The organism is uncultured Pseudokineococcus sp. (assembly GCF_947495735.1).
Lineage (GTDB): Bacteria > Actinomycetota > Actinomycetes > Actinomycetales > Quadrisphaeraceae > Pseudokineococcus.
On record NZ_CANMAA010000004.1, the window covers coordinates 222,067 to 243,048 of the forward strand.

General features: G+C 78.7%; 18 protein-coding genes. 13 read left to right on the forward strand and 5 right to left on the reverse strand.

The window, feature by feature from the left end; translation table 11 throughout:
* Window positions 1–131 precede the first annotated feature (131 nt).
* Both map and ppgK read left to right on the forward strand, forming a co-directional pair.
* A complete protein-coding gene (gene map / locus Q0848_RS08340) occupies window positions 132–1,022 on the forward strand; it encodes a type I methionyl aminopeptidase (protein WP_366146493.1) in 891 nt (296 codons plus the stop codon).
* Complete coding sequence (ppgK, locus tag Q0848_RS08345) at window positions 1,019–1,807, forward strand: polyphosphate--glucose phosphotransferase (RefSeq protein ID WP_299036636.1); 789 nt, start codon at window positions 1,019–1,021, stop codon at window positions 1,805–1,807. Before map ends, ppgK begins: the two co-directional genes overlap by 4 nt.
* A gap of 55 nt (window positions 1,808–1,862) precedes the next feature.
* On the opposite strand, the gene Q0848_RS08350 is transcribed toward ppgK, so the two are convergent.
* Both Q0848_RS08350 and Q0848_RS08355 read right to left on the reverse strand, forming a co-directional pair.
* A complete protein-coding gene (locus Q0848_RS08350) occupies window positions 1,863–2,951 on the reverse strand; it encodes a hypothetical protein (protein ID WP_299036637.1) in 1,089 nt (362 codons plus the stop codon).
* A gap of 144 nt (window positions 2,952–3,095) precedes the next feature.
* Window positions 3,096–4,637, reverse strand: coding sequence for an aldehyde dehydrogenase (locus tag Q0848_RS08355; protein WP_299036638.1), 1,542 nt, complete (start codon window positions 4,635–4,637; stop codon window positions 3,096–3,098).
* A 206-nt stretch (window positions 4,638–4,843) separates the two neighbouring features.
* Here Q0848_RS08355 and Q0848_RS08360 point away from each other — a divergent pair, with 206 nt between their 5' ends.
* The 11 genes from Q0848_RS08360 to Q0848_RS08410 all read left to right on the forward strand — a co-directional run bounded on the left by Q0848_RS08360 (window position 4,844) and on the right by Q0848_RS08410 (window position 18,326).
* Entirely contained in the window at window positions 4,844–6,484 is a 1,641-nt protein-coding gene (locus tag Q0848_RS08360; RefSeq protein ID WP_299036639.1) for a carbamoyltransferase C-terminal domain-containing protein, read from the forward strand.
* A complete protein-coding gene (locus tag Q0848_RS08365) occupies window positions 6,481–8,082 on the forward strand; it encodes an HAD-IIIA family hydrolase (protein ID WP_299036640.1) in 1,602 nt (533 codons plus the stop codon). Before Q0848_RS08360 ends, Q0848_RS08365 begins: the two co-directional genes overlap by 4 nt.
* A complete protein-coding gene (locus Q0848_RS08370; RefSeq protein ID WP_299036641.1) occupies window positions 8,079–9,302 on the forward strand; it encodes a glycosyltransferase family 9 protein in 1,224 nt (407 codons plus the stop codon). Before Q0848_RS08365 ends, Q0848_RS08370 begins: the two co-directional genes overlap by 4 nt.
* Complete coding sequence (locus Q0848_RS08375; RefSeq protein ID WP_299036642.1) at window positions 9,299–10,318, forward strand: glycosyltransferase; 1,020 nt, start codon at window positions 9,299–9,301, stop codon at window positions 10,316–10,318. Before Q0848_RS08370 ends, Q0848_RS08375 begins: the two co-directional genes overlap by 4 nt.
* Window positions 10,315–11,538, forward strand: a complete 1,224-nt coding sequence (locus Q0848_RS08380) for a glycosyltransferase (protein ID WP_299036643.1) — start codon at window positions 10,315–10,317, stop codon at window positions 11,536–11,538. The genes Q0848_RS08375 and Q0848_RS08380 overlap by 4 nt, the downstream gene beginning before the upstream one ends.
* A complete protein-coding gene (locus Q0848_RS08385) occupies window positions 11,535–13,829 on the forward strand; it encodes a PfkB family carbohydrate kinase (RefSeq protein ID WP_299036644.1) in 2,295 nt (764 codons plus the stop codon). Before Q0848_RS08380 ends, Q0848_RS08385 begins: the two co-directional genes overlap by 4 nt.
* Window positions 13,830–13,915: 86 nt before the next feature.
* Window positions 13,916–14,611: an SDR family oxidoreductase gene (locus Q0848_RS08390; RefSeq protein ID WP_366146494.1), complete on the forward strand. Its 696-nt coding sequence runs from the start codon at window positions 13,916–13,918 to the stop codon at window positions 14,609–14,611.
* A gap of 59 nt (window positions 14,612–14,670) precedes the next feature.
* Window positions 14,671–15,732, forward strand: a complete 1,062-nt coding sequence (locus tag Q0848_RS08395; protein ID WP_299036646.1) for a glycosyltransferase family 9 protein — start codon at window positions 14,671–14,673, stop codon at window positions 15,730–15,732.
* Complete coding sequence (locus Q0848_RS08400; protein WP_299036647.1) at window positions 15,729–16,658, forward strand: DNA-3-methyladenine glycosylase; 930 nt, start codon at window positions 15,729–15,731, stop codon at window positions 16,656–16,658. The genes Q0848_RS08395 and Q0848_RS08400 overlap by 4 nt, the downstream gene beginning before the upstream one ends.
* A 266-nt stretch (window positions 16,659–16,924) precedes the next feature.
* A complete protein-coding gene (locus tag Q0848_RS08405; protein ID WP_299036648.1) occupies window positions 16,925–17,263 on the forward strand; it encodes a hypothetical protein in 339 nt (112 codons plus the stop codon).
* Between the two features lie 181 nt (window positions 17,264–17,444).
* The gene (locus Q0848_RS08410; RefSeq protein WP_299036649.1) at window positions 17,445–18,326 is read left to right on the forward strand and encodes a fructosamine kinase family protein; all 882 of its coding nucleotides are present in this window, start codon (window positions 17,445–17,447) and stop codon (window positions 18,324–18,326) included.
* A 79-nt stretch (window positions 18,327–18,405) separates the two neighbouring features.
* Here Q0848_RS08410 and Q0848_RS08415 read toward each other — a convergent pair whose 3' ends face one another.
* The 3 genes from Q0848_RS08415 to Q0848_RS08425 are packed head-to-tail and all read right to left on the reverse strand — an operon-like array spanning window position 18,406 to window position 20,827.
* Window positions 18,406–19,563: a putative manganese transporter gene (locus Q0848_RS08415; RefSeq protein ID WP_299036650.1), complete on the reverse strand. Its 1,158-nt coding sequence runs from the start codon at window positions 19,561–19,563 to the stop codon at window positions 18,406–18,408.
* A gap of 19 nt (window positions 19,564–19,582) precedes the next feature.
* Complete coding sequence (locus Q0848_RS08420) at window positions 19,583–20,617, reverse strand: UDP-glucuronic acid decarboxylase family protein (protein WP_299036651.1); 1,035 nt, start codon at window positions 20,615–20,617, stop codon at window positions 19,583–19,585.
* A 12-nt stretch (window positions 20,618–20,629) separates the two neighbouring features.
* Window positions 20,630–20,827, reverse strand: coding sequence for a DUF2795 domain-containing protein (locus tag Q0848_RS08425; RefSeq protein WP_299036652.1), 198 nt, complete (start codon window positions 20,825–20,827; stop codon window positions 20,630–20,632).
* Between the last annotated feature and the right edge of the window lie 155 nt (window positions 20,828–20,982).

Below are 20,982 nucleotides of genomic sequence, written 5' to 3' on the forward strand. Positions count from 1 at the left end.
AGGGCTGGGAGCACGAGGTCGGGGAGCACGAGGTCGGGGAGCACGAGGTCCGGGAGCAGGAGTCCGGGGGCGCCGTCCGTCGCCCCGCGCCGCCGTGGCCGTCCCGGCGCGCGCGGTGCTTGACTGGCGCCATGGCCCTCACCGCGCCCACCGCCCCTCCCGGGACGCTGCGTCCCGGCCGGGTCTCACCGCGCCGGCCCGTGCCGGCGCAGCTGCCCCGGCCCGAGTACGTCGACCGGCCCGCGCCCCAGCCCTTCCAGGGGTCGGAGGTCAAGGACGCCGAGACGATCGAGCGGATGCGCGTCGCCTGCCGCGTCGCCGCGCAGGCGCTCGCGGAGGTCGGCCGGCACGTCCGGCCCGGCACGACCACGGACGAGCTCGACCGCGTCGGCCACGAGTTCCTCCTCGACCACGGCGCCTACCCGTCGACGCTGGGCTACCGCGGATTCCCGAAGTCGCTGTGCAGCAGCGTCAACGAGGTGATCTGCCACGGGATACCGGACTCGACCGTCCTGGCCGAGGGCGACCTGTGCAACATCGACATCACCGCGTACATGGTCCTCGACGGCGTGGGCGTGCACGGGGACAACAACGCCACCTTCTGCGCCGGCGAGGTGGACGAGGAGTCGCGGCTCCTCGTCGAGCGCACCCGCGAGGCCACCGCCCGGGGCATCCGCGCGGCCCTGCCCGGGCGGCAGGTCAACGTCGTGGGCCGCGTCATCGAGACCTACGCCAAGCGGTTCGGGTACGGGGTCGTGCGCGACTTCACCGGGCACGGCGTCGGCACGTCCTTCCACTCCGGCCTCGTCATCCCGCACTACGACGCGGCTCCCCTGCACGACGACGTCATCGAGGTGGGCATGACCTTCACCGTGGAACCGATGCTGTGCCTAGGCACGGAACGGCACGACACGTGGGACGACGGCTGGACCGTCGTCACCCAGGACCGGCGCCGCAGCGCGCAGTTCGAGCACACGATCCTCGTGACCGAGTCCGGTCCCGAGATCCTGACGCTGCCGTGAGCGCCGCTGCGAGGGGCGACCGCGCCGTCGGCATCGACATCGGCGGCTCGGGGATCAAGGGCGCGCCCGTGGACCTCGCCCGGGGCGAGTTCGCCGAGGACCGCGTGCGCGAGCCGACCCCGAGCCCGTCGACGCCCGAGGCCGTGGCCGACGTCGTGGCCGCGCTCGCCGGGCGCTGGCCCGAGGGGCCGCTGGGCGTCACCTTCCCGGCCGTCATCAAGGACGGCGTCGCGATGACGGCCGCCAACGTCGACAAGAGCTGGATCGGCACGGACGCCGCTGAGCTGCTGCGCGCGAGGACCGGGCGCACCGTCCACGTCGTCAACGACGCCGACGCCGCGGGCGTCGCCGAGGCCCGCTACGGCGCGGCGAAGGGCGTGCGCGGCGTCGTCGTCGTGACGACGCTGGGCACCGGCATCGGCACGGCCCTGCTCCACGACGGCGTGCTGGTGCCGAACACCGAGCTGGGCCACCTCGAGGTGGACGGCCACGACGCCGAGACGAGGGCCTCGGACGCGGTGCGCGACCGCGAGGACCTGTCCTGGAAGGACTGGGCGAAGCGGCTCCAGCGCTACTACGCCTCGCTGGAGGCCCTGCTGCAGCCCGACCTCTTCGTGGTGGGCGGCGGCGTCAGCAAGAAGAGCGACAAGTTCCTGCCCCTCCTGGAGCTGAGCACCCCGATCGTCCCCGCCCAGCTCCTCAACAGCGCCGGCATCGTCGGAGCGGCCGCGCTGGCCGCGGAGGACGTCGCCGCGGCGTCGTCGCAGGACCAGGTCCGGGGCTGAGGCCCGGCCGGGTGCCGCCGACGGGCGGCGCCCGGCTCGACCGGGCGCCGACGGCCTAGCGCCGGCCGGTCGGCGGGAGCGGCACCTCGAGCACCAGCTCGCGACGGCGACGCAGCCACGGGGGCAGCAGCGCGAGGCTCGCCAGCGCGCCACCCGCCGCGGGGTCGATGCCCTCGGCGCCTGACCCGGCCGGGGCGGCCTTCTCCGGCGCGGGCACCGTCGCCTGGTCCGGGACCGGTGCCCGGCCCTTCGTCTCCTCGGCCGGAGGAGTCTTCTCGGAGGCCTCCTGCGGCTGCTTCGTCGGCCCCTCGCCGGGGATCACGGGCGGAGGCGTGCGGGGCGGCTGCTCCTCCGCCGGCCGGTCGACCGGGGGCGGCTGCTCACCCGGCGGCTGCTCACCCGGCGGCTGCTCACCCGGCGGCGGCTCACCCGGCGGCTGCCCACCCGGCGGCTGCCCACCCGACGGCGGCTCCACCGGCGGCTGCCCACCCGGCGGCTGCTCCACCGGCGGCTGCCCACCCGGCGGCTGCTCCACCGGCGGCTGCTCCACCGGCGGCTGCTCCACCGGCGGCTGCCCACCCGGCGGCGGCTCCACCGGCGGCTCCACCGGCGGCTCCACCGGCGGCTGCTCACCCGGCGGCTGACCGACCGGCGGCTGACCGGCGGGAGACTGCGGTACGGGTCGCCCGGCCGACGGCCCCTGCCCCGGCGAGCCCTCGGCCTGCGGCGCGGGCGCCGTGTCGACCGGCACCTCGGCGGACCCCTGCGGCGCCCCGGCGCCGGCGGAGCCGAGGGGGTCGCCCTCGCCGGGCGCCGACGGCGGGACGGGCATCCGCCCTTCCACCTCCGCCGGGTACGGGGAGACCTCGAGGAGCCGTCCGGGACGGGAGGCGCCGGCGTCGACCTGGTCCCGGCCGCGTCCGGCGGAGGCCACCCCGCCGTGCGTCCCCCCGGTGCGGGAGGAGGCGACCTCGGGGGTCGGCTGGGGGCGGGGCACGCCGCCGTCGGTGCCGGCAGCGGCCCGGATGCGGACGGTCTCCCCCGTCGCCGACGCGACGGTGCTGTGGCCCGCGGCCAGCAGGAGCACGACGCCCGTGCCGACGGTGACGACCTCGGCGGGGTTGCGGAGGAACCGACGTGGCACCAGGCTCCCCCTTCCCGCAGGTCGCCGGGCCAGCGGCTGCTGCGACGGGTCCCGGTGGGAGGAGCGTAGCCCTCGGCGCCCCCGCGGTCCGCGGAACCAGCCGCCGGCCCGCGTCCCCCCGGGTCGCCGCTCACCCGTTCGGGCTCACGCCGTCGGGGCGGCCTCCAGGTGGACGGCCTTGAGCGCGGTGAGCTCGCCCAGCAGGTCGGGCCCGAACCCCCGCCCCTGCCCGCTGCCGCGCCGGGGGTCCGCGGACCCGCCGGGCGCACCGCCGAAGACGGCGTTGACCTTCACGGTCCCCACCTCGAGGACCTCGGCGGCCTCCAGCGCACGGGCGGTGCTGGGCGTGAGCACCGTCGCGGCGAGCCCGTAGTCACCGGCGCCGGCGAGGGCGAGGCCCTCGGCGAAGTCCGCGACGCGCGTCACCGCCGCCACGGGGCCGAAGGTCTCCTCGGCCATCACGCGCATCCCGGCGACGCACCCGTCGAGGACGGTCGCCGGGTAGAAGCAGCCCGGCCGGTCCAGCCGCTCGCCACCGGCGAGGACGCGGGCGCCCGCCTCCACGGCCTCGCGCACGTGGGCCTCCACGAGGGCGAGCTGCCGCTCGTCGACCAGCGGCCCCAGGCCGGTGGCCGGGTCGGCCGGGTCGCCGGCGCGCAGGCCCTCGGCGAGGGCCACGAGCTCGGCGAGGACGGCGTCGGCGACGTCGGCGTGGAGGTACACGCGCTCGACGGCCGTGCAGAGCTGGCCGGTGTTGGTGAAGGCCCCGACGGCGATCTGCTGCGCCGCCCAGGCGGGGTCCACCCCCGCGTCCACGAGGATCGGGTCCTTGCCGCCGTTCTCGAGCAGCACCCGCCCGCCCCGCGCGCCGGCGGCCGCGGCGATCGCCCGGCCGGTCGCGGTGCTGCCGACGTGGGCCACCACGTGGACGCGCGGGTCCTCCACGAGCGCCGCACCCGTCTCGCCGTCACCGGAGAGCACGTTGAGCACGCCGGCGGGCAGCGCCGAGGCGATGCGCCGCGCGAGCTCGTACCCGGCGCGGGCGGAGCGCTCGGACGGCTTGTGCACCACCGTGTTCCCCGTGACGAGCGCCGCGGCCAGCAGCCCCGCGGCCGCCGGGTAGGGGTCGTTCCACGGGGTCAGCACGGCGACGACGCCCCGGGGCTCGCGACGCACGACGTCGACGGCGTCGACCGCGCCGCCGAGCGAGCGCCCGGTGTCCAGGACCCCGGTGACGGCGGCCTCCTCGAGCAGCTCGGCGGCGACCTCGGCGGACGCGCGGGACTGGCCGAGCAGCCGCCCCGTGGTCGCCGTCAGCAGGGCCCCGAGCTCGTCGGCGTCCGCGCGCACCGCCGTGGCGGCGGCGCGCAGGGCCGCCGCGCGCTCCCCCGGCGCCGTCCGGCGCCAGGCGGCCCGGGCGCCGTCCGCGGCCGCCACGGCGCGCGCGACCTCCTCCGCCGTGGCGGGCACCACCTCGCCGACGAGCTCGCCGGTGCTCGGGTCCACCACGCGCAGCAGCCGGTCCCCGCCCGCGGGCACCGGCTGCCCGCCGACGACGTGCTCGGCCAGCCGGTGCACGGCTCCACCACCGGGGGCGGAGGCCGCCCCGCCGCCGGCGGGGACGTCGCGGCCGGGCACGAGCCCAGGGGTCGAGGGCTCGGGCGCGGAGGACTGGGGGGTGGTCACGAGGGCCTGTTCTACCCGTCCGCGGCGCTCGCCTCGAACCGTCCGCCCCCCGCGCCGCCGCGTGGGCACTCGCGTGCGCGCGCCCCGGCCCCGCCGGTCGGGGCTGCTCGCTGCGCCGGACGGGTGGTCGCCGCTGCTCCGCACGGGTGGGTGAGCGCGCGGACCCGGCTCGCTCCGACGGCGCAGCGGCTAGTAGGAAGTCCCCCATGCGCGTCCTCGGCGTCAACGCCGTCTTCCACGACCCCGCTGCCGCCCTCGTCGTCGACGGTCGCGTCGTCGCCGCCGCCGAGGAGGAGCGCTTCAGCCGCCGCAAGCACGGCAAGCGCCCCGTCCCCTTCTCCGCGTGGGAGCTCCCCGAGCTCGCCATGCGCTGGTGCCTGGCCGAGGCCGGCCTGGAGCCCTCCGACCTCGACGCCGTGGCCTACTCCTACGACGCCTCGTGGTGCCTGCCCGCGCAGGACATGGGCCTGTCGGACCCGTGGGACCACCTGCGCACCACCTACGCCGAGAAGGCCGCCGGGTTCCTCGCCACGGCGCTGCCGGGCCTGGACCGCGACAAGGTCGTGATGGTGCGCCACCACGTCGCGCACGCCGCGTCCGCGGGACTGGCGGTCGCCGGGGACTCGAGCGTGCTGGTGCTCGACGGCCGCGGCGAGCGCGGCTCCCACCTCGCGGGCCGCTACGTCGACGGGAAGCTCGACGTCCTGGCGACGACGGACCTCCCCGACTCCGTCGGGCTCGTCTACGAGTCGCTCACCGAGCACCTGGGCTTCCTGCGCAGCAGCGACGAGTTCAAGGTCATGGCGCTGGCCTCCTACGGAGAGCCCCGCTTCGCCGACGAGCTGCGGGAGCACCTGCACGCCACCGGCGACGGCCGCTACGTGGCCCGCGAGCCCGACTGGACGCGCTTCGCGCCCCGCCGCGTCGACGACGGCACCTGGGGAGGCCCCCACGCCGACCTCGCGGCGTCCGTCCAGCTGCTCGTCGAGGAGCTGCTGGTGGACCTCGCCACGTGGCTGCACGGCCAGACCGGCGACCGGGTGCTGACCATGGCCGGCGGCATCGCCCTCAACTGCGTCGCCAACAGCCGCGTCTGGCGCGAGGCGCCCTTCGAGGAGGTCTGGGTCCAGCCGGCGTCCGGCGACTCCGGCACGGCGCTGGGCGCCGCCCTGCAGGTCAGCGCCGACGCGGGCGTGGCGATCGAGCCCATGCCCGGCGCCGACCTCGGCCGCTCCTGGACCGACGAGGAGCTCGCCGGCTGGCTGCGCACCGCCCGCGTGCCCTTCACGACGCCGGACGACCTCGCCGGTGAGGTGGCCGACGTCCTGGCCGCCGACGGCGTCGTCGCGTGGTTCGACGGCCGCGCGGAGTTCGGGCCGCGCGCGCTGGGCCGCCGCTCCCTGATGGCCCACCCGGGCCGGGCGGACAACCTCGAGCGGATCAACGACGTCAAGGGCCGCGAGCAGTTCCGCCCCGTGGCGCCGATGGTGCTCGCCGAGCGCGCGGAGGAGATCTTCACGGACGGGCCCTTCCCGAGCCCGTACATGCTGTTCGTGCACACCGTCCGCCCCGAGTGGCGCGAGCGGATCCCCGCCGTGACGCACGTCGACGGCACCGCGCGCATCCAGACGGTCGACAGCGAGCGCACCCCGCGCGTCGCGGCCCTGCTCGAGGCCTTCGCCGAGCGCACCGGCCTGCCCGTCGTCGTCAACACGAGCCTCAACACGGCCGGACGCCCCATGGTCGACGACCCCCGGGACGCCCTCGAGCTCTTCGGCTCGGCGCCCGTGGACGTGCTCGTGCTCGGGCCGCACCTGGTGCGTCGCGCCGACGCCTTCTCCGCGTGACCGACGCCGCCCCCCGTCCTGACGCCCCCCGTCCTGACGCGCCGCGTCTTGACGCGCCGGGCCCCCGCGACGAGGGCGTCGCCCACGACGTCGTCGTCCCGAGCATCGGGCGCCCGAGCCTCCTGGCGCTGCTGCGCAGCCTGGCGGCGCAGGAGGGTCCGGCGCCGGCCGAGGTCGTCGTCGTCGACGACCGCCGCGAGCCGGACCCGGCCCTGGAGGAGGAGCTCCTCGCCGGGCTCGACGACGGCTCCGGCGCCCCGTCGTGGCGCCTGCGCGTCGTCCGCAGCCGGGGCCGCGGGCCGGCCGCGGCGCGCAACCTCGGGTGGCGGGTCACGTCCTCGCCGTGGGTGGCGTTCCTCGACGACGACGTCCTGCTCCCGGCCGGGTGGTCGCGGGGCCTGGCCGCCGACCTGACGGGCTGCGGTGACGACGTCGGCGGGTCGCAGGGGCGCCTCGACGTGCCGCTGCCGGTCGGGCGCCGTCCGACCGACTGGGAGCGCGGCACCAAGGGGCTGGAGACCGCGGACTGGGCCACCGCCGACATGGCCTACCGCCGAGCCGCTCTCGAGGCGGTGAGCGGCTTCGACGAGCGCTTCCCCCGCGCCTACCGCGAGGACGCCGACCTGGCGCTGCGTGTGCGCCGCGCCGGCTGGCGCCTCGTGCGCGGGGAGCGCACCACCACGCACCCCGTCCGCCCCGCCGACGCGCTGGTCAGCCTGCGAGTGCAGGCCGGCAACCGGGACGACGCGACCATGCGCGCGCTCCACGGGCCCCGGTGGCGCGAGGATGCGCAGGCCCCGCCGGGGCGCCTGCGCTGGCACGCGGCCACCTGCGCCGCAGCCGCTCTCGGCGCAGCGGGGCTGCTCGCGGGCCGCCCGCGCGCGGCGGCGGCCGGGGCCATGGCCTGGGCCGGGCTGACCGCCGACTTCGCCCGCCGGCGCATCGCCCCGGGCCCCCGCACGGCCGGCGAGGTGCGGGCGATGCTGCTGACCAGCGCCGCCATCCCCCCGGCCGCCGTGCGCCACCGGCTGGCCGGGACCCGTTCGGCGCGAACGGGTCTGGCGGCCTGGCCGCCGCCCGTGCGCGCCGTCCTCTTCGACCGCGACGACACGCTCGTGCGCGACGTGCCCTACAACGGCGACCCCGCCCTCGTGGAGCCCGTCGAGGGCGCCCGCGAGGTCGTCGCCGCCCTGCGCGACGCCGGCGTGGCCGTCGGCGTGGTGAGCAACCAGTCCGGCGTCGCGCGCGGCCTGCTCACGACGGCGCAGGTCGAGGCCGTCAACGCCCGGGTCGACGAGCTCGTCGGCCCCCTGGGCACCTGGCAGTACTGCCCGCACGGCCCGCAGGACGGCTGCCGCTGCCGCAAGCCGGGCCCGGGCCTCGTGGAGCGGGCGGCGGCGGCGCTGGGCGTGCCGGTGGACGCCTGCGCCGTCGTCGGCGACATCGGGGCCGACGTCGAGGCGGCGCGCGCCGCCGGGGCGCGCGGCGTCCTCGTGCCCACGGCCAGGACGCTGCCGCGCGAGGTGGAGGACGCCCCGCTGGTCGCCGACGACCTCGCCGGCGCCGTCCGGCTGCTGGTGCCCGGCGTGCTCGCGTGACGCCGGACCCGACGGCGGGGGCGCCCGGCGCGGTCCGGCGCGTGCTGGCCGTGCGCCTCGACAGCGACGGCGACGTGCTCCTGACCGGACCGGCCGTCCGGGCCCTCGCCCGCGGCGCGGACGGCGCGCCGTGCGAGGTGGACCTGCTCGTCTCCCCGCAGGGCCGAGCCGCTGCGGCGCTGCTGCCGGGCGTCGCGCAGGTCCGCGTCGAGACCGTGCCGTGGAGCGGGTACGCGCCCGCGGCGCTCGACCGCGACGCCGTGGACGGGCTGCTCGCGTGGCTGCGCGAGCGCGCCCACGACGAGGTCGTCGTCTTCACGTCCTTCCACCAGAGCCCGCTGCCCGTGGCCCTGCTCGCCCGGATGGCCGGTGCCCCGTTCGTGGCCGGCACCAGCGAGGACTACCCCGGCTCGCTGCTCGACGTGCGCCACCGGCGCTCGGGCGGCGCCGACGGCAGCGGCGGCGGCCACGAGGTCCTCGCTGCGCTCGGGCTCGTCGCCGCGACGGGCCGCGCCGTGCCCGACGAGCCGCGGCTCGCGGTGCGCGCCGACCTCCTCGACGCCGCCGACGCACAGCTGCCCGCCGTCCCCGGGCAGCCCGAGCGGGGTGGCGACGCCGGTGGGTCGCGCGGGCTCGTCGCGCTGCACCCCGGTGCGTCCGTGCCGGCGCGCGCCCCCTCCCCCGAGGTGGCCGCCGACGCCGCAGCGGCGCTCCTGGACGACGGGTGGTCGGTCGTCCTCACGGGCTCGCCCGCCGAGGCCGGGCTCGTCGAGCGCGTCCGCCGGCTCGCGCTCGAGCGGTGCGACGGGTCCGCCGGGGAGCGGCTCCTCGACCTCGCCGGGGCCACCGACCTCGCCGGGCTCGCGGCCCTGCTGCGCCGCGCCGACGTCGTCGTCGTCGGCAACACCGGGCCCGCCCACCTGGCCGCCGCCGTCGGGACGCCCGTGGTGTCCTTCTTCTCCCCCGTCGTCCCCGCCGAGCGCTGGGCGCCGTGGGGCGTCCCGGTCGTCCTGCTCGGGGACCAGGACGCCCCGTGCGCCCTCTCGCGGGCCCGCGAGTGCCCCGTGCCCGGGCACCCCTGCCTGACCGTGGACGGCCGCACGGTCGCGGAGGCCGTACGGTCGGTCGTCGGCGTCCGGCCCGGTGACGCCCTCTGGACGGACGAGCGGTCCGCGGGGCGAGCAGCCGCCGCCGGGGCGCGGGGAGGGGTGCACCCGTGAGGGTCCTGCTGTGGCACGTGCACGGGTCCTGGACGACGTCGTTCGTCCAGGGGTCCCACACCTACCTGCTGCCCGTGCTCCCCGACCGCGGCCCCGACGGGCGCGGGCGCGCGCGCACGTGGAGCTGGCCCGGGTCGGCGGTCGAGGTGACGCCGGAGCAGCTCGCCGCCGAGCCGCCGGACGTCGTCGTGCTCCAGCGCGCCCACGAGGCCGAGCTCCTCGAGCGCTGGACCGGCCTGGTCGCCGGCGTCGACGTCCCCGTGGTGCACCTCGAGCACGACGCGCCCACCGACCACGCCGCGCGCAGCCGCCAGCGCGCCGCCGACGGCCGCGACCTCGTCGTGCACGTCACCGCCTACAACGCCCTGATGTGGGACAACGGCGGCGCCCCGACGACCGTGGTGGAGCACGGCGTCGTGGACCCGGGCCCGCTGGCGACCGGCGAGCGACGCTCCCTGGGTGTCGTCGTCAACGAGCCCGTGCGCCGCGAGCGCGTCGCGGGCACCGACGTCGTGCTCGACCTGGCGCGCTCCCTGCCCGTCGAGGTCTACGGCATGGGCATGGCCGCGCTCGGCGAGCTCGCCGACGCCCGCGGCGTGCCGTCGCTGGGCACCGCCTCGGGCGCCCTGCACGACGACCTCCCCCAGGACCGGATGCACAGCGAGCTGGGCGCGCACCGCGCCTACCTCCACCCCTACCGCTGGACCAGCCTCGGCATGGCCCTGTGCGAGGCCATGACCATCGGCATGCCGGTCCTCGCCGTCGCGAGCACCGCTGCGGCGGACGCGGTCCCGGCCGCCGGCGGGGTCGTCAGCGCCGACCCGCGCGTCCTGGCCCGGGCGGCCCGCACCTGGCTGGAGGACCCGGCCGCCGCGCGGGAGGCCGGGGCGGCCGCGCGCGAGCACGCGCTGGCGCGCTTCGGCCTGGCGCGCTTCCTGCGCGAGTGGGACGAGGTGCTCGACGCCGTCGTCGCCGGCGACCTGCCCGCGGCGGCCCGGCGGGAGGTGCTCGCGTGAGGATCGCGATGGTCTCCGAGCACGCCAGCCCGCTGGCGGCCCTCGGCGGCGTGGACGCCGGGGGGCAGAACGTCCACGTGGCCCACCTCGCCGCGGCGCTGGCCGCCCGCGGGCACCTCGTCGACGTCTACACCCGGCGCGACGCCGTCGACCTGCCGGCGCAGGTGCCCCTCGTCGACGGCGTGACCGTGGTGCACGTCGACGCCGGCCCGCCGGCCGAGGTGCCCAAGGACGCGCTGCTGCCGCACATGGAGGCGTTCGGGCGCGAGCTCGCGGCGCACCTGCTCGAGCGCCCCGCCGACCTGCTGCACGCGCACTTCTGGATGAGCGGCGTCGCCGCCCGCGACGCCGCGCGGTCCGTGGGGCTGCCGCTCGTGCAGACCTTCCACGCGCTGGGGTCGGTCAAGCGCCGCCACCAGGGCGCGGAGGACACCAGCCCACCCTCGCGCGTCGCGGTGGAGACCGAGCTCGCGGCCGAGGCCGACGCCGTGCTGGCCACGTGCCGCGACGAGGTGCGCGAGCTCGCCGAGCTGGGCGCGCCGGCGGAGCGCGTCGTCGTGGTGCCCTGCGGGGTCGACGTCGACCTGTTCACCCCGGACGGCCCGGTGGGCGGTCCGCCGCGGCGCCAGGACCACCGCGTCGTCACCGTCGGCCGCCTCGTCGAGCGCAAGGGCGTCGAGGAGGTCGTGCGGGCCCTCGCGCTCGCCCCGGCGACGGCCCTCGCCCGCACCGAGCTGCTGGTGCTCGGCGGGCCCCCCGCCAGCCACCTGGGCATCGACGCGGAGGCGCAGCGGCTGCGCGCCCTCGCCGAGGAGCTCGGCGTGGCCGACCGCGTGCACCTCGTGGGACGCGTGGACCACTCCGACCTTCCCGCGCTGCTGCGCGGCGCCGACGTCGTCGTCGCCGCGCCCTGGTACGAGCCCTTCGGCATCGTCCCCCTCGAGGCGGCCGCCTGCGGGCGCCCCGTGGTGGGCACCGCCGTGGGCGGGCTGCTCGACACCGTCGACGAGGGCGCCACCGGCGCCCTCGTCCCCCCGCGCGACGCCGTGGCCCTGGCCGCGGCGCTGGGCCCCCTGCTCGACGACGCCGCCCGCCGCGAGGCGTGGGGCCGCGCGGCGCGCGAGCGCGTCGTCGCCGGCTTCAGCTGGCGCCAGGTGGCCGCGCGCACCGAGGACGTCTACGAGGGCGTGCTCGCCCGCACGAGGCTGGAGACCCTGTGACCGACGACGCGACCCCCCGCCGCGACCCCGCGGCCGACGCCCCGGCCCCCGAGCCGGGGCGCGAGGCCGGCGGACCCGCGGGGCCGCACGAGCACGTGGACGCCGCCCCCTGGCTGGACGGGCACGTCGACGAGCTCGTGGGCGCGCTCGGGCGGCTGCGCGCCAGCGCCCCCGTCGTGCACCGGTGGGGCGCCGAGCTCGCCGGCGTCCTCGCAGGCGGCGGCCGGCTGCTCGCCGCCGGGAACGGCGGCAGCGCCGCGGAGGCCCAGCACCTGACGGCCGAGCTGGTGGGCCGCTTCGTCGGCGAGCGCCGCCCGCTGTCGGCCATCGCGCTGCACGCCGACAGCTCGAGCACGACGGCCATCGGCAACGACTACGGCGAGCGCGAGGTCTTCGCGCGCCAGGTGCAGGCCCACGGCCGCCCCGGCGACGTGCTGCTGCTGCTGTCGACGTCCGGGCGCAGCGCCAACGTGCTCGAGGCCGCCGCGCGCGCTCGCGCGTGCGGGCTGCGCGTGTGGGCGCTGACGGGTCCGACGCCCAACCCGCTGGCCGAGCTGGCCGACGAGGTCGTCGCCGTCGACGCGCCGTCCACCTCGGGCGTGCAGGAGGGCCACCTCGTGCTGGTGCACGCGCTGTGCGCCGGCGTCGACGCGGCGCTCGCCGCCGCGGACGCCGGGGTGCTCGGCCGCCCCGCGGCCGCCGGGCCCGAGCCGGTGGACGGCGCGCGGGCCACCGGGGTGGACGGGGCGGCCGAGGAGTCCGGCCCCGCGGACCGGGGCCTCGTCGCGGACGCGCCGGCGCCGACCGCCGAGGAGGGGACCTCCGCCCCCCGACGGCGGCGGCGCGTCGTCGTCATCGGCGACGTGGTGCTCGACCGGGACCTGGACGGCGTGGTCGAGCGGGTGGCCCCCGACGCCCCCGTGCCGGTGGTGGACCTGCGGGCGACGACCGAGAGCCCCGGCGGCGCCGGGCTCACCGCGCTCCTGGTCGCCTCCGGTCGCGGAGACGGCGCTGCGGACGCCGACGGCGTCGACGTGGTCCTGGTGGCTCCCGTCGGCGACGACGAGGACGGCGCGCGGCTGCGCGCGGCGCTGGCGGCGGGCGAGGGGTCGCTCGAGCTCGTCGCGCTGCCCCACACCGGGGCCACGCGGACCAAGACCCGCGTGCGCGCCGCCGGGCAGTCGCTCGTGCGCGTCGACTCCGGCGGACCGGGCACGCCGGCGGCGCCGGACCTGGACGAGCTGCGCGCCGTGCTCGCGCGCGCCGACGTGGTCCTCGTCTCCGACTACGGCGCCGGCACGACCCACGACCCGGGCGTGCGGGCCCTGCTCGGCGCCGCGGCCGCGTCGGTCCCCGTGGTCTGGGACCCGCACCCGCGCGGCGGGGAGCCCGTCCACGGCTGCGCCCTGGTGACGCCCAACCTGGCCGAGGCCGGGCGCGTCCTCGGCGGCGCTCCGCGCCCCGACGACGGCGCCGGCGCGCTGGCCCGGCGCTGGGCCGCGCGCGGCGTCGTGGTGACCGTCGGCGAGCGCGGGGCCTTCCTGGGACTGCCCGGCAGCGACCCCGTGTACGTGCCGGCACCCGTCGTCGCGGACGGGGACCCGTGCGGCGCCGGCGACCGCTTCGCGGCCACCGCGGCGCTGTCGCTGGCCCGCGGGGCCGTGCTCCCCGAGGCCGTCGTCGACGCCGTGGCCGACGCCTCCGCGTGGGTGGCCGGCGGCGGGGCCTCGGGGTGGCGCGCGCGGCGCGCGCTCGCGCGGGTCCCGGCCGAGGCGCCCGCCGGCCCCTCGCCCGAGCGCTCCGGCGCGGAGGACGCCCGGGCCATCGTGTCCCGGGTCCGCGCGGCCGGCGGCGTCGTCGTGGCCACCGGCGGCTGCTTCGACGTGCTCCACGCCGGCCACGTGGGCTGCCTGCAGGCCGCCCGCCGTCTCGGCGACGCGCTCGTCGTGCTCGTGAACTCCGACGCCTCCGTGCGGCGCCTGAAGGGCGAGGGGCGCCCGGTGCAGAGCCAGGCCGACCGCGCCCGCGTCCTCGAGGCGCTGGACGCCGTCGACGCGGTCGCCGTGTTCGACGAGGACGACCCGCGCGAGGCCCTGCGCGTCCTGCAGCCGGACGTGTGGGCCAAGGGCGGCGACTACGGCGCCAGCGGCGCCGACATGCCCGAGGCGGCGCTCGTCCAGGGCTGGGGAGGGCGCGTCGTGCTCCTGCCCTACCTCGACGGGCGCTCGACCACCGAGATCCTCCGCCGCGGGGCCCCCGCGGCGGTCGTCGCAGACCAGGAGAACCCGTGACCGAACCCACCACCGGCAGCAGCAGCGAGAGCGGGGGCCGCACCATCGCCCCGGCCACCGGCCCGGCCGTCGGCCCCGAGGGCGGGATGGCCGGCCAGCGCGAGATCGGCACCGTGTACGTGACGGGCGGGTCCTCGGGCCTCGGCGCCGCCGTCGTCGAGGTCGTCACGGCGCTCGGCGGCACGGCCGCCGTCATCGACCGCGACGCGCCGGCCTCCGGCGCCCCGCACGCGCTGGCCGACGTCTCCGACGCCGCCGCCGTCGAGCGGGCCGTGGCCGAGCTCGTCGAGCAGGTCGGCCCGCCGACCGCCGTCGTCACCGCCGCCGGGACCGACGCCGTCGGCCGCCTCGAGGACGTCCCCGCCGAGCGGTGGGCGCAGGTCGTGGGCGTCAACCTCATCGGCACCGCCGCCGCCGTGCGGGCCTGCCTGCCGCACCTGCGGGCCTCCCGCGGCGTGGTGGTCACGGTGTCCAGCTCGCTCGGCCTGCGCGCCGCCAGCGACGCGACCGCCTACTGCGCCAGCAAGTTCGGCGTGGTCGGCCTCACGCGGGCCCTGCAGCTGGAGCTGGCCGGCGAGGTGGGCGTGACGATGCTCGTGCCCGCCGGCATGCGCACGAAGTTCTTCGACGGCCGGACCGAGCAGTACAAGCCCGGCCCCGACGCCGAGCTCATGGACCCGCGCGTCGTCGCCCACTCGGTCGTGCACGCGCTGCGCCAGCCGGTGGGCACCGAGGTGCGCGAGATGGTCGTCACGGTCTCGACGGAGCCGTCCTGGCCCTGAGCCCCTCCGCCGGCGACCTCGCGGCGAGCCGTGCCCCCGGCCGCGGCTCGCCGCGGGTCGTGCTGGCCCTGCGCGCACTGGGCCTCGGGGACGCCCTCACGGGCGTGCCCGCGCTGCGGGGCCTGCGCCGCGCGCGACCGGGCCACCTGCTCGTGCTCGCCGGTCCCCCGGGGCCGGGCGAGCTGCTGCGCCGGCGCGGCGTCGTGGACCGGGTGCTGCCCGTCGAGGGCGTGCGGTCCCTCGACGAGGGGGCCGTCCTCGCCGCGCTGGCCGAGCACCCCGAGGTCCTGCCGCCGGGGCGCAGCGTGGACCTCGCCGTCAACCTGCACGGCCGCGGGCCGCAGAGCGCGCGGGCGCTGACCGCCGTCCTCGACGCCCGAGGCGCCCCCGCGTCGCGCGTCCTCGGGCACCGCTGCGCAGCAGCAGGTCTCGACGACGGCCCGGAGTGGGACCAGGAGGTGCCGGAGGTGCAGCGCTGGGTGCGCCTGGCCGCGCAGGTCGGCGGTGCGTGCTCGCCCGACGACCTCGTGCTGCCGCCCCCCGGGGACGGGAAGCCCGGTGCCGCACCGGGTCCCGGACCTGTCGTCGACCTGGTCGAGGGCCTGGAGGGGGCTGTGGCGCTCCACCCCGGCGCGGCCTCCGGCTCGCGCCGCTGGCCGGTCGAGCGGTGGGCGGCGGTCGCCGCCGACCTGCTGGCGCGCGGGCGGGGGGTCGTCCTCACGGGCGGGCCGTCCGAGGCCCCGCTGACGGCCGAGGTGGCCCGCCTCGCCGCCGGCCTGGCTCCCGGCTGCGGAGCCCCGGTCGACCTCGCCGGGCGCTGCGACCTCGAGCAGCTGGCCGGCCTGCTCGGCGCCGTGCGCGCCCTCGTCTGCGGGGACACCGGCGTGGCCCACCTGGCCACGGCGCTGCGGACGCCGTCGGTGCTGCTCTTCGGCCCCATGCCGCCCACCGCGTGGGGTCCCGCGGTCGACCGCGACCTCCACGCGGTGCTGTGGCCCGCGCCGCGCCCGGACCACCGGGGCGACCCGCACGGCGCGGAGGTCGACCCGGTGCTCGCCGCCACGACCCCCTCGGACGTGCTCGCGGCCCTGGCCGACCTGCCGCACCGCCCCGGTCCATGACCCCGCCGGTCGCGTCGGCGCTCGTGCCGTTCACGCCCCCGCTGCACGTCGACCAGCTCCTCGGCCACCTGGCCGCCACCGCGGTCCCCGGCGTGGAGGAGTGGCGCGACGGCGCCCTGCGGCGCGGGCTCGCGCTGCGCCGCGGCCCCGCCGTCCTGAGCCTCGCGCCGCCGCGTCCGGGCGACGCCGCCGTGCGCGCGGACCTGCTCACCGGCTCCCCCGACGACCTCGACGAGGCCGCCGGCCTGGTCCGCTGGTGGCTGGACCTGGACGCCGACCCCGTCGGCGTGGACGCCGCGCTCGCCGCCGACCCGGCCCTGGCCCCGCTGGTGACCGCGGCGCCGGGGCGCCGGGTCCCGCGCGCCGTCGACGCGGGCGAGATGGCCGTGCGGGCGGTGCTGGGCCAGCAGGTCAGCACCGCTGCGGCCCGGACCCACGCGGCGCGGCTCGTGGCCGCCCACGGGACCCCGCTGGCCGACCCCGTCGGCGGCGTCACCCACCTGTTCCCGACACCGTCGCAGCTGGCGGCGGTCACGGCGGACGAGCTCGCCCTGCCGCGCACGCGGCAGCGCACTCTGCTGGGGCTCGTCGCCGCGCTGGCCGACGGGCTCCTCGACGTCCCTCCCGGGCGGCTCGAGGACCCCTCGCGCGCGCAGCGCCTCGCGGAGCTGCGGGCGCTGCCCGGCATCGGTCCGTGGACGGCCTCGACCGTGGCGCTGCGCGGCCTCGGCGACGACGACGCCTTCCTGCCCGGCGACCTCGGGGCCCTCGCCGCCGCGCGCTCCCTCGGCCTCGCGCAGGACGCCCGCGCGCTCGAGCGCCGCTCCGCCGCCTGGTCCCCGGTCCGCGGGTACGCCCTGCAGCACCTGTGGGGCGTCCTGCCCCACGCCCTCAACGCGCTGCCCGCGGGCACGACGACGCCCTGACCCGCCCGCGGGGGGACTCCGCTGCGCCGACGGGGAGGACGAACCCCGCAGCCTCCGGCACCGCCGCAGGTCACGGGGCCGGTGCCGCCGCCGGGAGGGGCTTCGTCCTCCCCGTGCGCGGACGACGCCGACACCCCAGGACGACCGCCCCGGGAAAGTCCTCCCGCGACGGCGAGCGCGCGGGCCCGGTGCCGGGCACCGCCGAGACCCCTGCGGGTCCGCGGCACGGAGGCGCGCCACGGGCGGACCGCGCGCAGCATGGAGGCGTGGACGACGACCGAGAGGCCCTGCTCGCGCGCTACCGGGAGCTGGTCCTGCACGAGCTGCCCCGCCGGGGTCGCGACGAGGGGTGGGCCGTCTCGGTCGACCACTGCGTCGGGCGCGTGGTCCTGGACAACGCCCTCGAGGGCCCGTGGCGCGAGGTCCTGCCGCCCGGGCGCGGTCCTGCGTACGCGCGCCTGCCCCCTCCCGCCCTGACCCGCGCGGTCGCCCTGGCGGAGCAGATGGAGGCCGAGGGCGCCGACCTCGTCGCCGAGCTCGACGCCCGCAGCCTGGCCTGGCGCGGGAAGGCGCCCAAGCGGCCTCCGGCTGCGCCCGGAGCCTGAGCGTGGGCGCCGGCGCGGTCCGCCGCGTCGTGCGCCCACCGTCCCGCTCCCCCGTCCCGCTGCCCGTCTCCGTCCCCCCGGCGCCGTCCCCCCGGCGCCGTCCCCCGAGCCCTCGCCCCCTCCGCCCGCGCCCTCTCGCCAGGTCCTGCAGCGGGACGCTCGCCGCCGCAGGATGGGGCGGATGACTCCCCCGCAGCCCTCGCAGCCCTCGGACCTCCCCGCCTCGCTCGGCGAGGTCGTCGAGCGACGTCGCCTCGGGGGCGGGGACATCGGCGCCTCCGAGGAGGTGCGCCTCGCCGACGGCCGTCGCCTGTTCGTCAAGCGCTACGACCGCGAGCGCGGGGAGGAGATGGTCGCCTCGGAGGCCGCCGGGCTGCGCTGGCTGGCCGCCGCCGAGGGCGGGCCGCCGGTGCCCGAGGTCGTCGCGGCGCAGGGGCGGGTGCTCGCCCTCGAGCTGGTGGACGTCGCCGGGAGCCCCGCCGCCGGCGACGCCGGCCTGGAGGCTCTCGGGGCCGAGCTGGCGGCGCTGCACGACGCCGGGGCCGACGCCTTCGGGGACGTCCCGGAGGGCGCCTCGCCGCACCTGGGCTCCCTGCGCGTGCCCGTGGAACCCACGGCGTCGTGGCCGGGCTTCTGGGCGGAGCAGCGCGTGCTCCCGCTGGTGCGCCTGGCCGTGGACGCCGGCCGGCTGCACCCGCGCGACCAGACCGCGGTCGAGGCCGCCGCCCGCCGCGCGGAGGAGCTCATGGGGCCACCGGAGCCGCCGAGCCGGTGCCACGGCGACCTGTGGTGGGGCAACGTCGTCCGCGCGCGGGACGGGCACCGGTGGCTGCTCGACCCCTCCGCCCTCGGCGGCCACCGCGAGGCCGACCTCGCGCTGCTCGACCTCTTCGGCGGGGTGCCGCCGCGGGTGCTGGCCGCCTACGAGGAGGTGCACCCGCTCGCCGACGGGTGGCGCGAGCGGGTGGGCCTGCACCAGCTGGTGCCGCTGCTCGCGCACGCGGCCATGTTCGGCGGGGCCTACGGGCCGGCGGCCGGGGAGGCCGCCAGGAGCGGAGCCTGACGCGGCCCTCGCCCGCGTCGCGTCCGGCACGAGGTCGCCCGGGCGAGCAGCGGGAAACCGGACCACGCCCGCGAGCCGGTCAGCGGGTGAGGAGCAGGGCGAGGCCGCCCACCATCAGCGCGGGCACGACCGTGACGGCGCTCGCGAGGAGGGCCGAGCGCCGGCGCAGCGCCAGGAGCGGGATGAGGGCGTCGCCGTCCTGGCTCACGGCGTTGGCCAGCAGCGTGGAGATGGGCACGGCCCCGGTCAGGTAGAGCGAGGTGAGCACGATCTGGACGGCGCAGCCGGGCACCAGGCCCACCAGCGCTCCCACGACGACCCCCGCCACGCCCACGAGGGGCAGCTGGGAGCCGTCGAAGCCCGTCCAGGCCGACAGGACCTCCCAGCCGACGAAGACCACCGCGACCCAGCCGACGATCACGGAGGTCTCGGCGGCGCCGCGGCGCAGGACCTCCTCCCGCGTGCTCACGACCCCGGCGAGCCGCTCGCCCGCGCCCCGGTGCCCGACCAGGAGGACGAGGCACGTGAGCGTCCCGAGGACGCCGAGGACCAGCACCGGGTCGACCCCGCCGAGCGCGGCCGCGAGCGGCGCGGCGTCGACCTGCGCGGTGACGACGACGGACGCCGGGACGGCCAGGAGGAGGACGGCCCAGAACGTGCGCGTCAGGGGGTCGAGCCCCCGTGCCGCCGCGACACCCGGGGCGGTGTCCGCGGCCGCGGCCGTGACGTCCCCACCCCCTGCCGCGGGTGCCGGCAGCACGACGTCCGCGTCGCGGCGCCGCGCCGACGTCCGCACCCTCTGCCGCTCCGCGGGCAGCACCCGCTCCGCCTCGAGGTCCTCGGCGGTCGGCCCGATGCCGAGGGCGTCGACGGCGTAGCCGGTCGCCAGCCCGGTCACGAGCAGGATCGCGTGCACCGCCAGCGCGGTGAGGGGGTCCCCGGCGATGAGCACCCACGAGGAGTCGCCCATGGTCGCCACGAGCGCCGCCACGACCGTCCCGAAGGAGACGGTGCCGCGCAGGAACAGGGGCACGACGAGGATCGCGCCGGCGCAGCCGGGCGAGACGCCGAGCAGGGCACCCACGGCCGGCGCCCACCGGGCGCGCCGGGCCAGGAGGTCCAGCAGCCGCTCCCCGTGGCGGACCTGGAGCCAGCCGAAGGCCGCGACGAGCACGGCCACGGGCACGCCGACCTGCAGGAAGGCGTCCGCGAGCGGGACGAGCAGCAGGTCGACCACGGGCGTCCTCCTGCCGCGGTCAGCGGGGGGCGGAGCTGGTGCCCGCGGCCAGGTCGGGGACGGGAGCCGTCACGACGGCCTCGCGGAACCAGTCGACCGTGCGCGCCAGCCCCTGCGCCCACGGCACCTCCGGCTGCCAGCCGAGCTCGGACGCGGCGAGCCGGGTGTCGGGACGGCGCACCTGCGGGTCGTCGACCGGACGTCCGACGAAGGTGAGGGTCGACGACGAGCCGGTGGCCGCGATCACGTCCTCGGCGATCTGCCGGACCGTGAGCTCGGTCGGGTTGCCGATGTTGACCGGCCCGGGGTGCCCGGAGGAGGCCAGCAGGAGGATGCCCCGCACCAGGTCGTCCACGTAGCAGACCGAGCGCGTCTGGAGCCCGTCACCGGCGACGGTCAGGGGTTCGCCCGCGAGGGCCTGGCGGACGAAGGTCGGGATGGCGCGCCCGTCGTAGGGGCGCATGCGCGGCCCGAAGGTGTTGAAGATGCGCACGATGGCGGTGTCGACCCCGTGGGTGGTGCGGTAGGCGGTGGTCAGCGCCTCGGCGTAGCGCTTGGCCTCGTCGTAGACCCCGCGGGGGCCGACGGGGTTGACGTGGCCCCAGTAGCCCTCGGGCTGCGGGTGCACCTGGGGATCGCCGTAGACCTCCGACGTGGAGGCCAGCACGAGGCGGGCTCCCTTGTCCTTGGCGAGCCCCAGCGCGTGCATGGTGCCGATGGAGCCCACCTTGAGGGTCTCGATCGGCAGCTTGAGGTAGTCCACGGGCGAGGCCGGCGAGGCGAAGTGCAGGACGAGGTCCACCTCGCCCGGCACGTGCACGTAGTCGGTGATGTCGCACCGCACGAGCCGCAGGCCCGGGTGCTCGGCGACGTGCGCGAGGTTCTCTGGCGTCCCCGTGACGAAGTCGTCGAGCCCGACCACCTCGGTGCCGCGGGAGAGCAGCGCCTCGACGAGGTGGCTCCCGAGGAAGCCGGCCGCCCCGGTGACGACCGCCCGCCGGGGCGGGTCGGCGTGGGTGGAGATCACCGGGACGGCGGCAGCCTGGTCGTTCACGGGCGCATGCTGTCAGGCCTGGTCGGAGAACGCGGAGCTGACGCCGCTGGGCCCCTCGTACTCGCGGTCCGGGATGCCGCGCAGCGCCTCGAGGACGTCCTCGGGGGCGCCGTTCGACTCGGCCTTGCTGACGACGGCGTCCTTCCCGGCGGGGTAGTCCATCCCGGCCAGGTGCTTCTGCAGCTCGATGGGGTTCGGGCGGTTCGCCATGGGTCCTCCAGCGGTCTGTCGGCGCCGAGCGGTCTCGGCGCGCGGGGTCGTCCAGGTGTGCGGCGGTGCGTGCGGCCCCGGGTGCGGAGCCGGCCGCGATCACTGTGCCCCGTCCGGGCCGCGGGCGCTCGGCGGGTCCGGCGATAGCGTCCGCG

Bases quoted from the DNA above. Each gene is read 5' to 3' on its own strand.
- map (WP_366146493.1), top strand. From the start codon at position 132: ATGGCCCTCACCGCGCCCACCGCCCCTCCCGGGACGCTGCGTCCCGGC.
- Q0848_RS08360 (WP_299036639.1), top strand. From the start codon at position 4,844: ATGCGCGTCCTCGGCGTCAACGCCGTCTTCCACGACCCCGCTGCCGCC.
- Q0848_RS08390 (WP_366146494.1), top strand. From the start codon at position 13,916: ATGGCCGGCCAGCGCGAGATCGGCACCGTGTACGTGACGGGCGGGTCC.
- Q0848_RS08400 (WP_299036647.1), top strand. From the start codon at position 15,729: ATGACCCCGCCGGTCGCGTCGGCGCTCGTGCCGTTCACGCCCCCGCTG.
- Q0848_RS08410 (WP_299036649.1), top strand. From the start codon at position 17,445: ATGACTCCCCCGCAGCCCTCGCAGCCCTCGGACCTCCCCGCCTCGCTC.
- Q0848_RS08425 (WP_299036652.1), bottom strand. From the start codon at position 20,827: ATGGCGAACCGCCCGAACCCCATCGAGCTGCAGAAGCACCTGGCCGGG.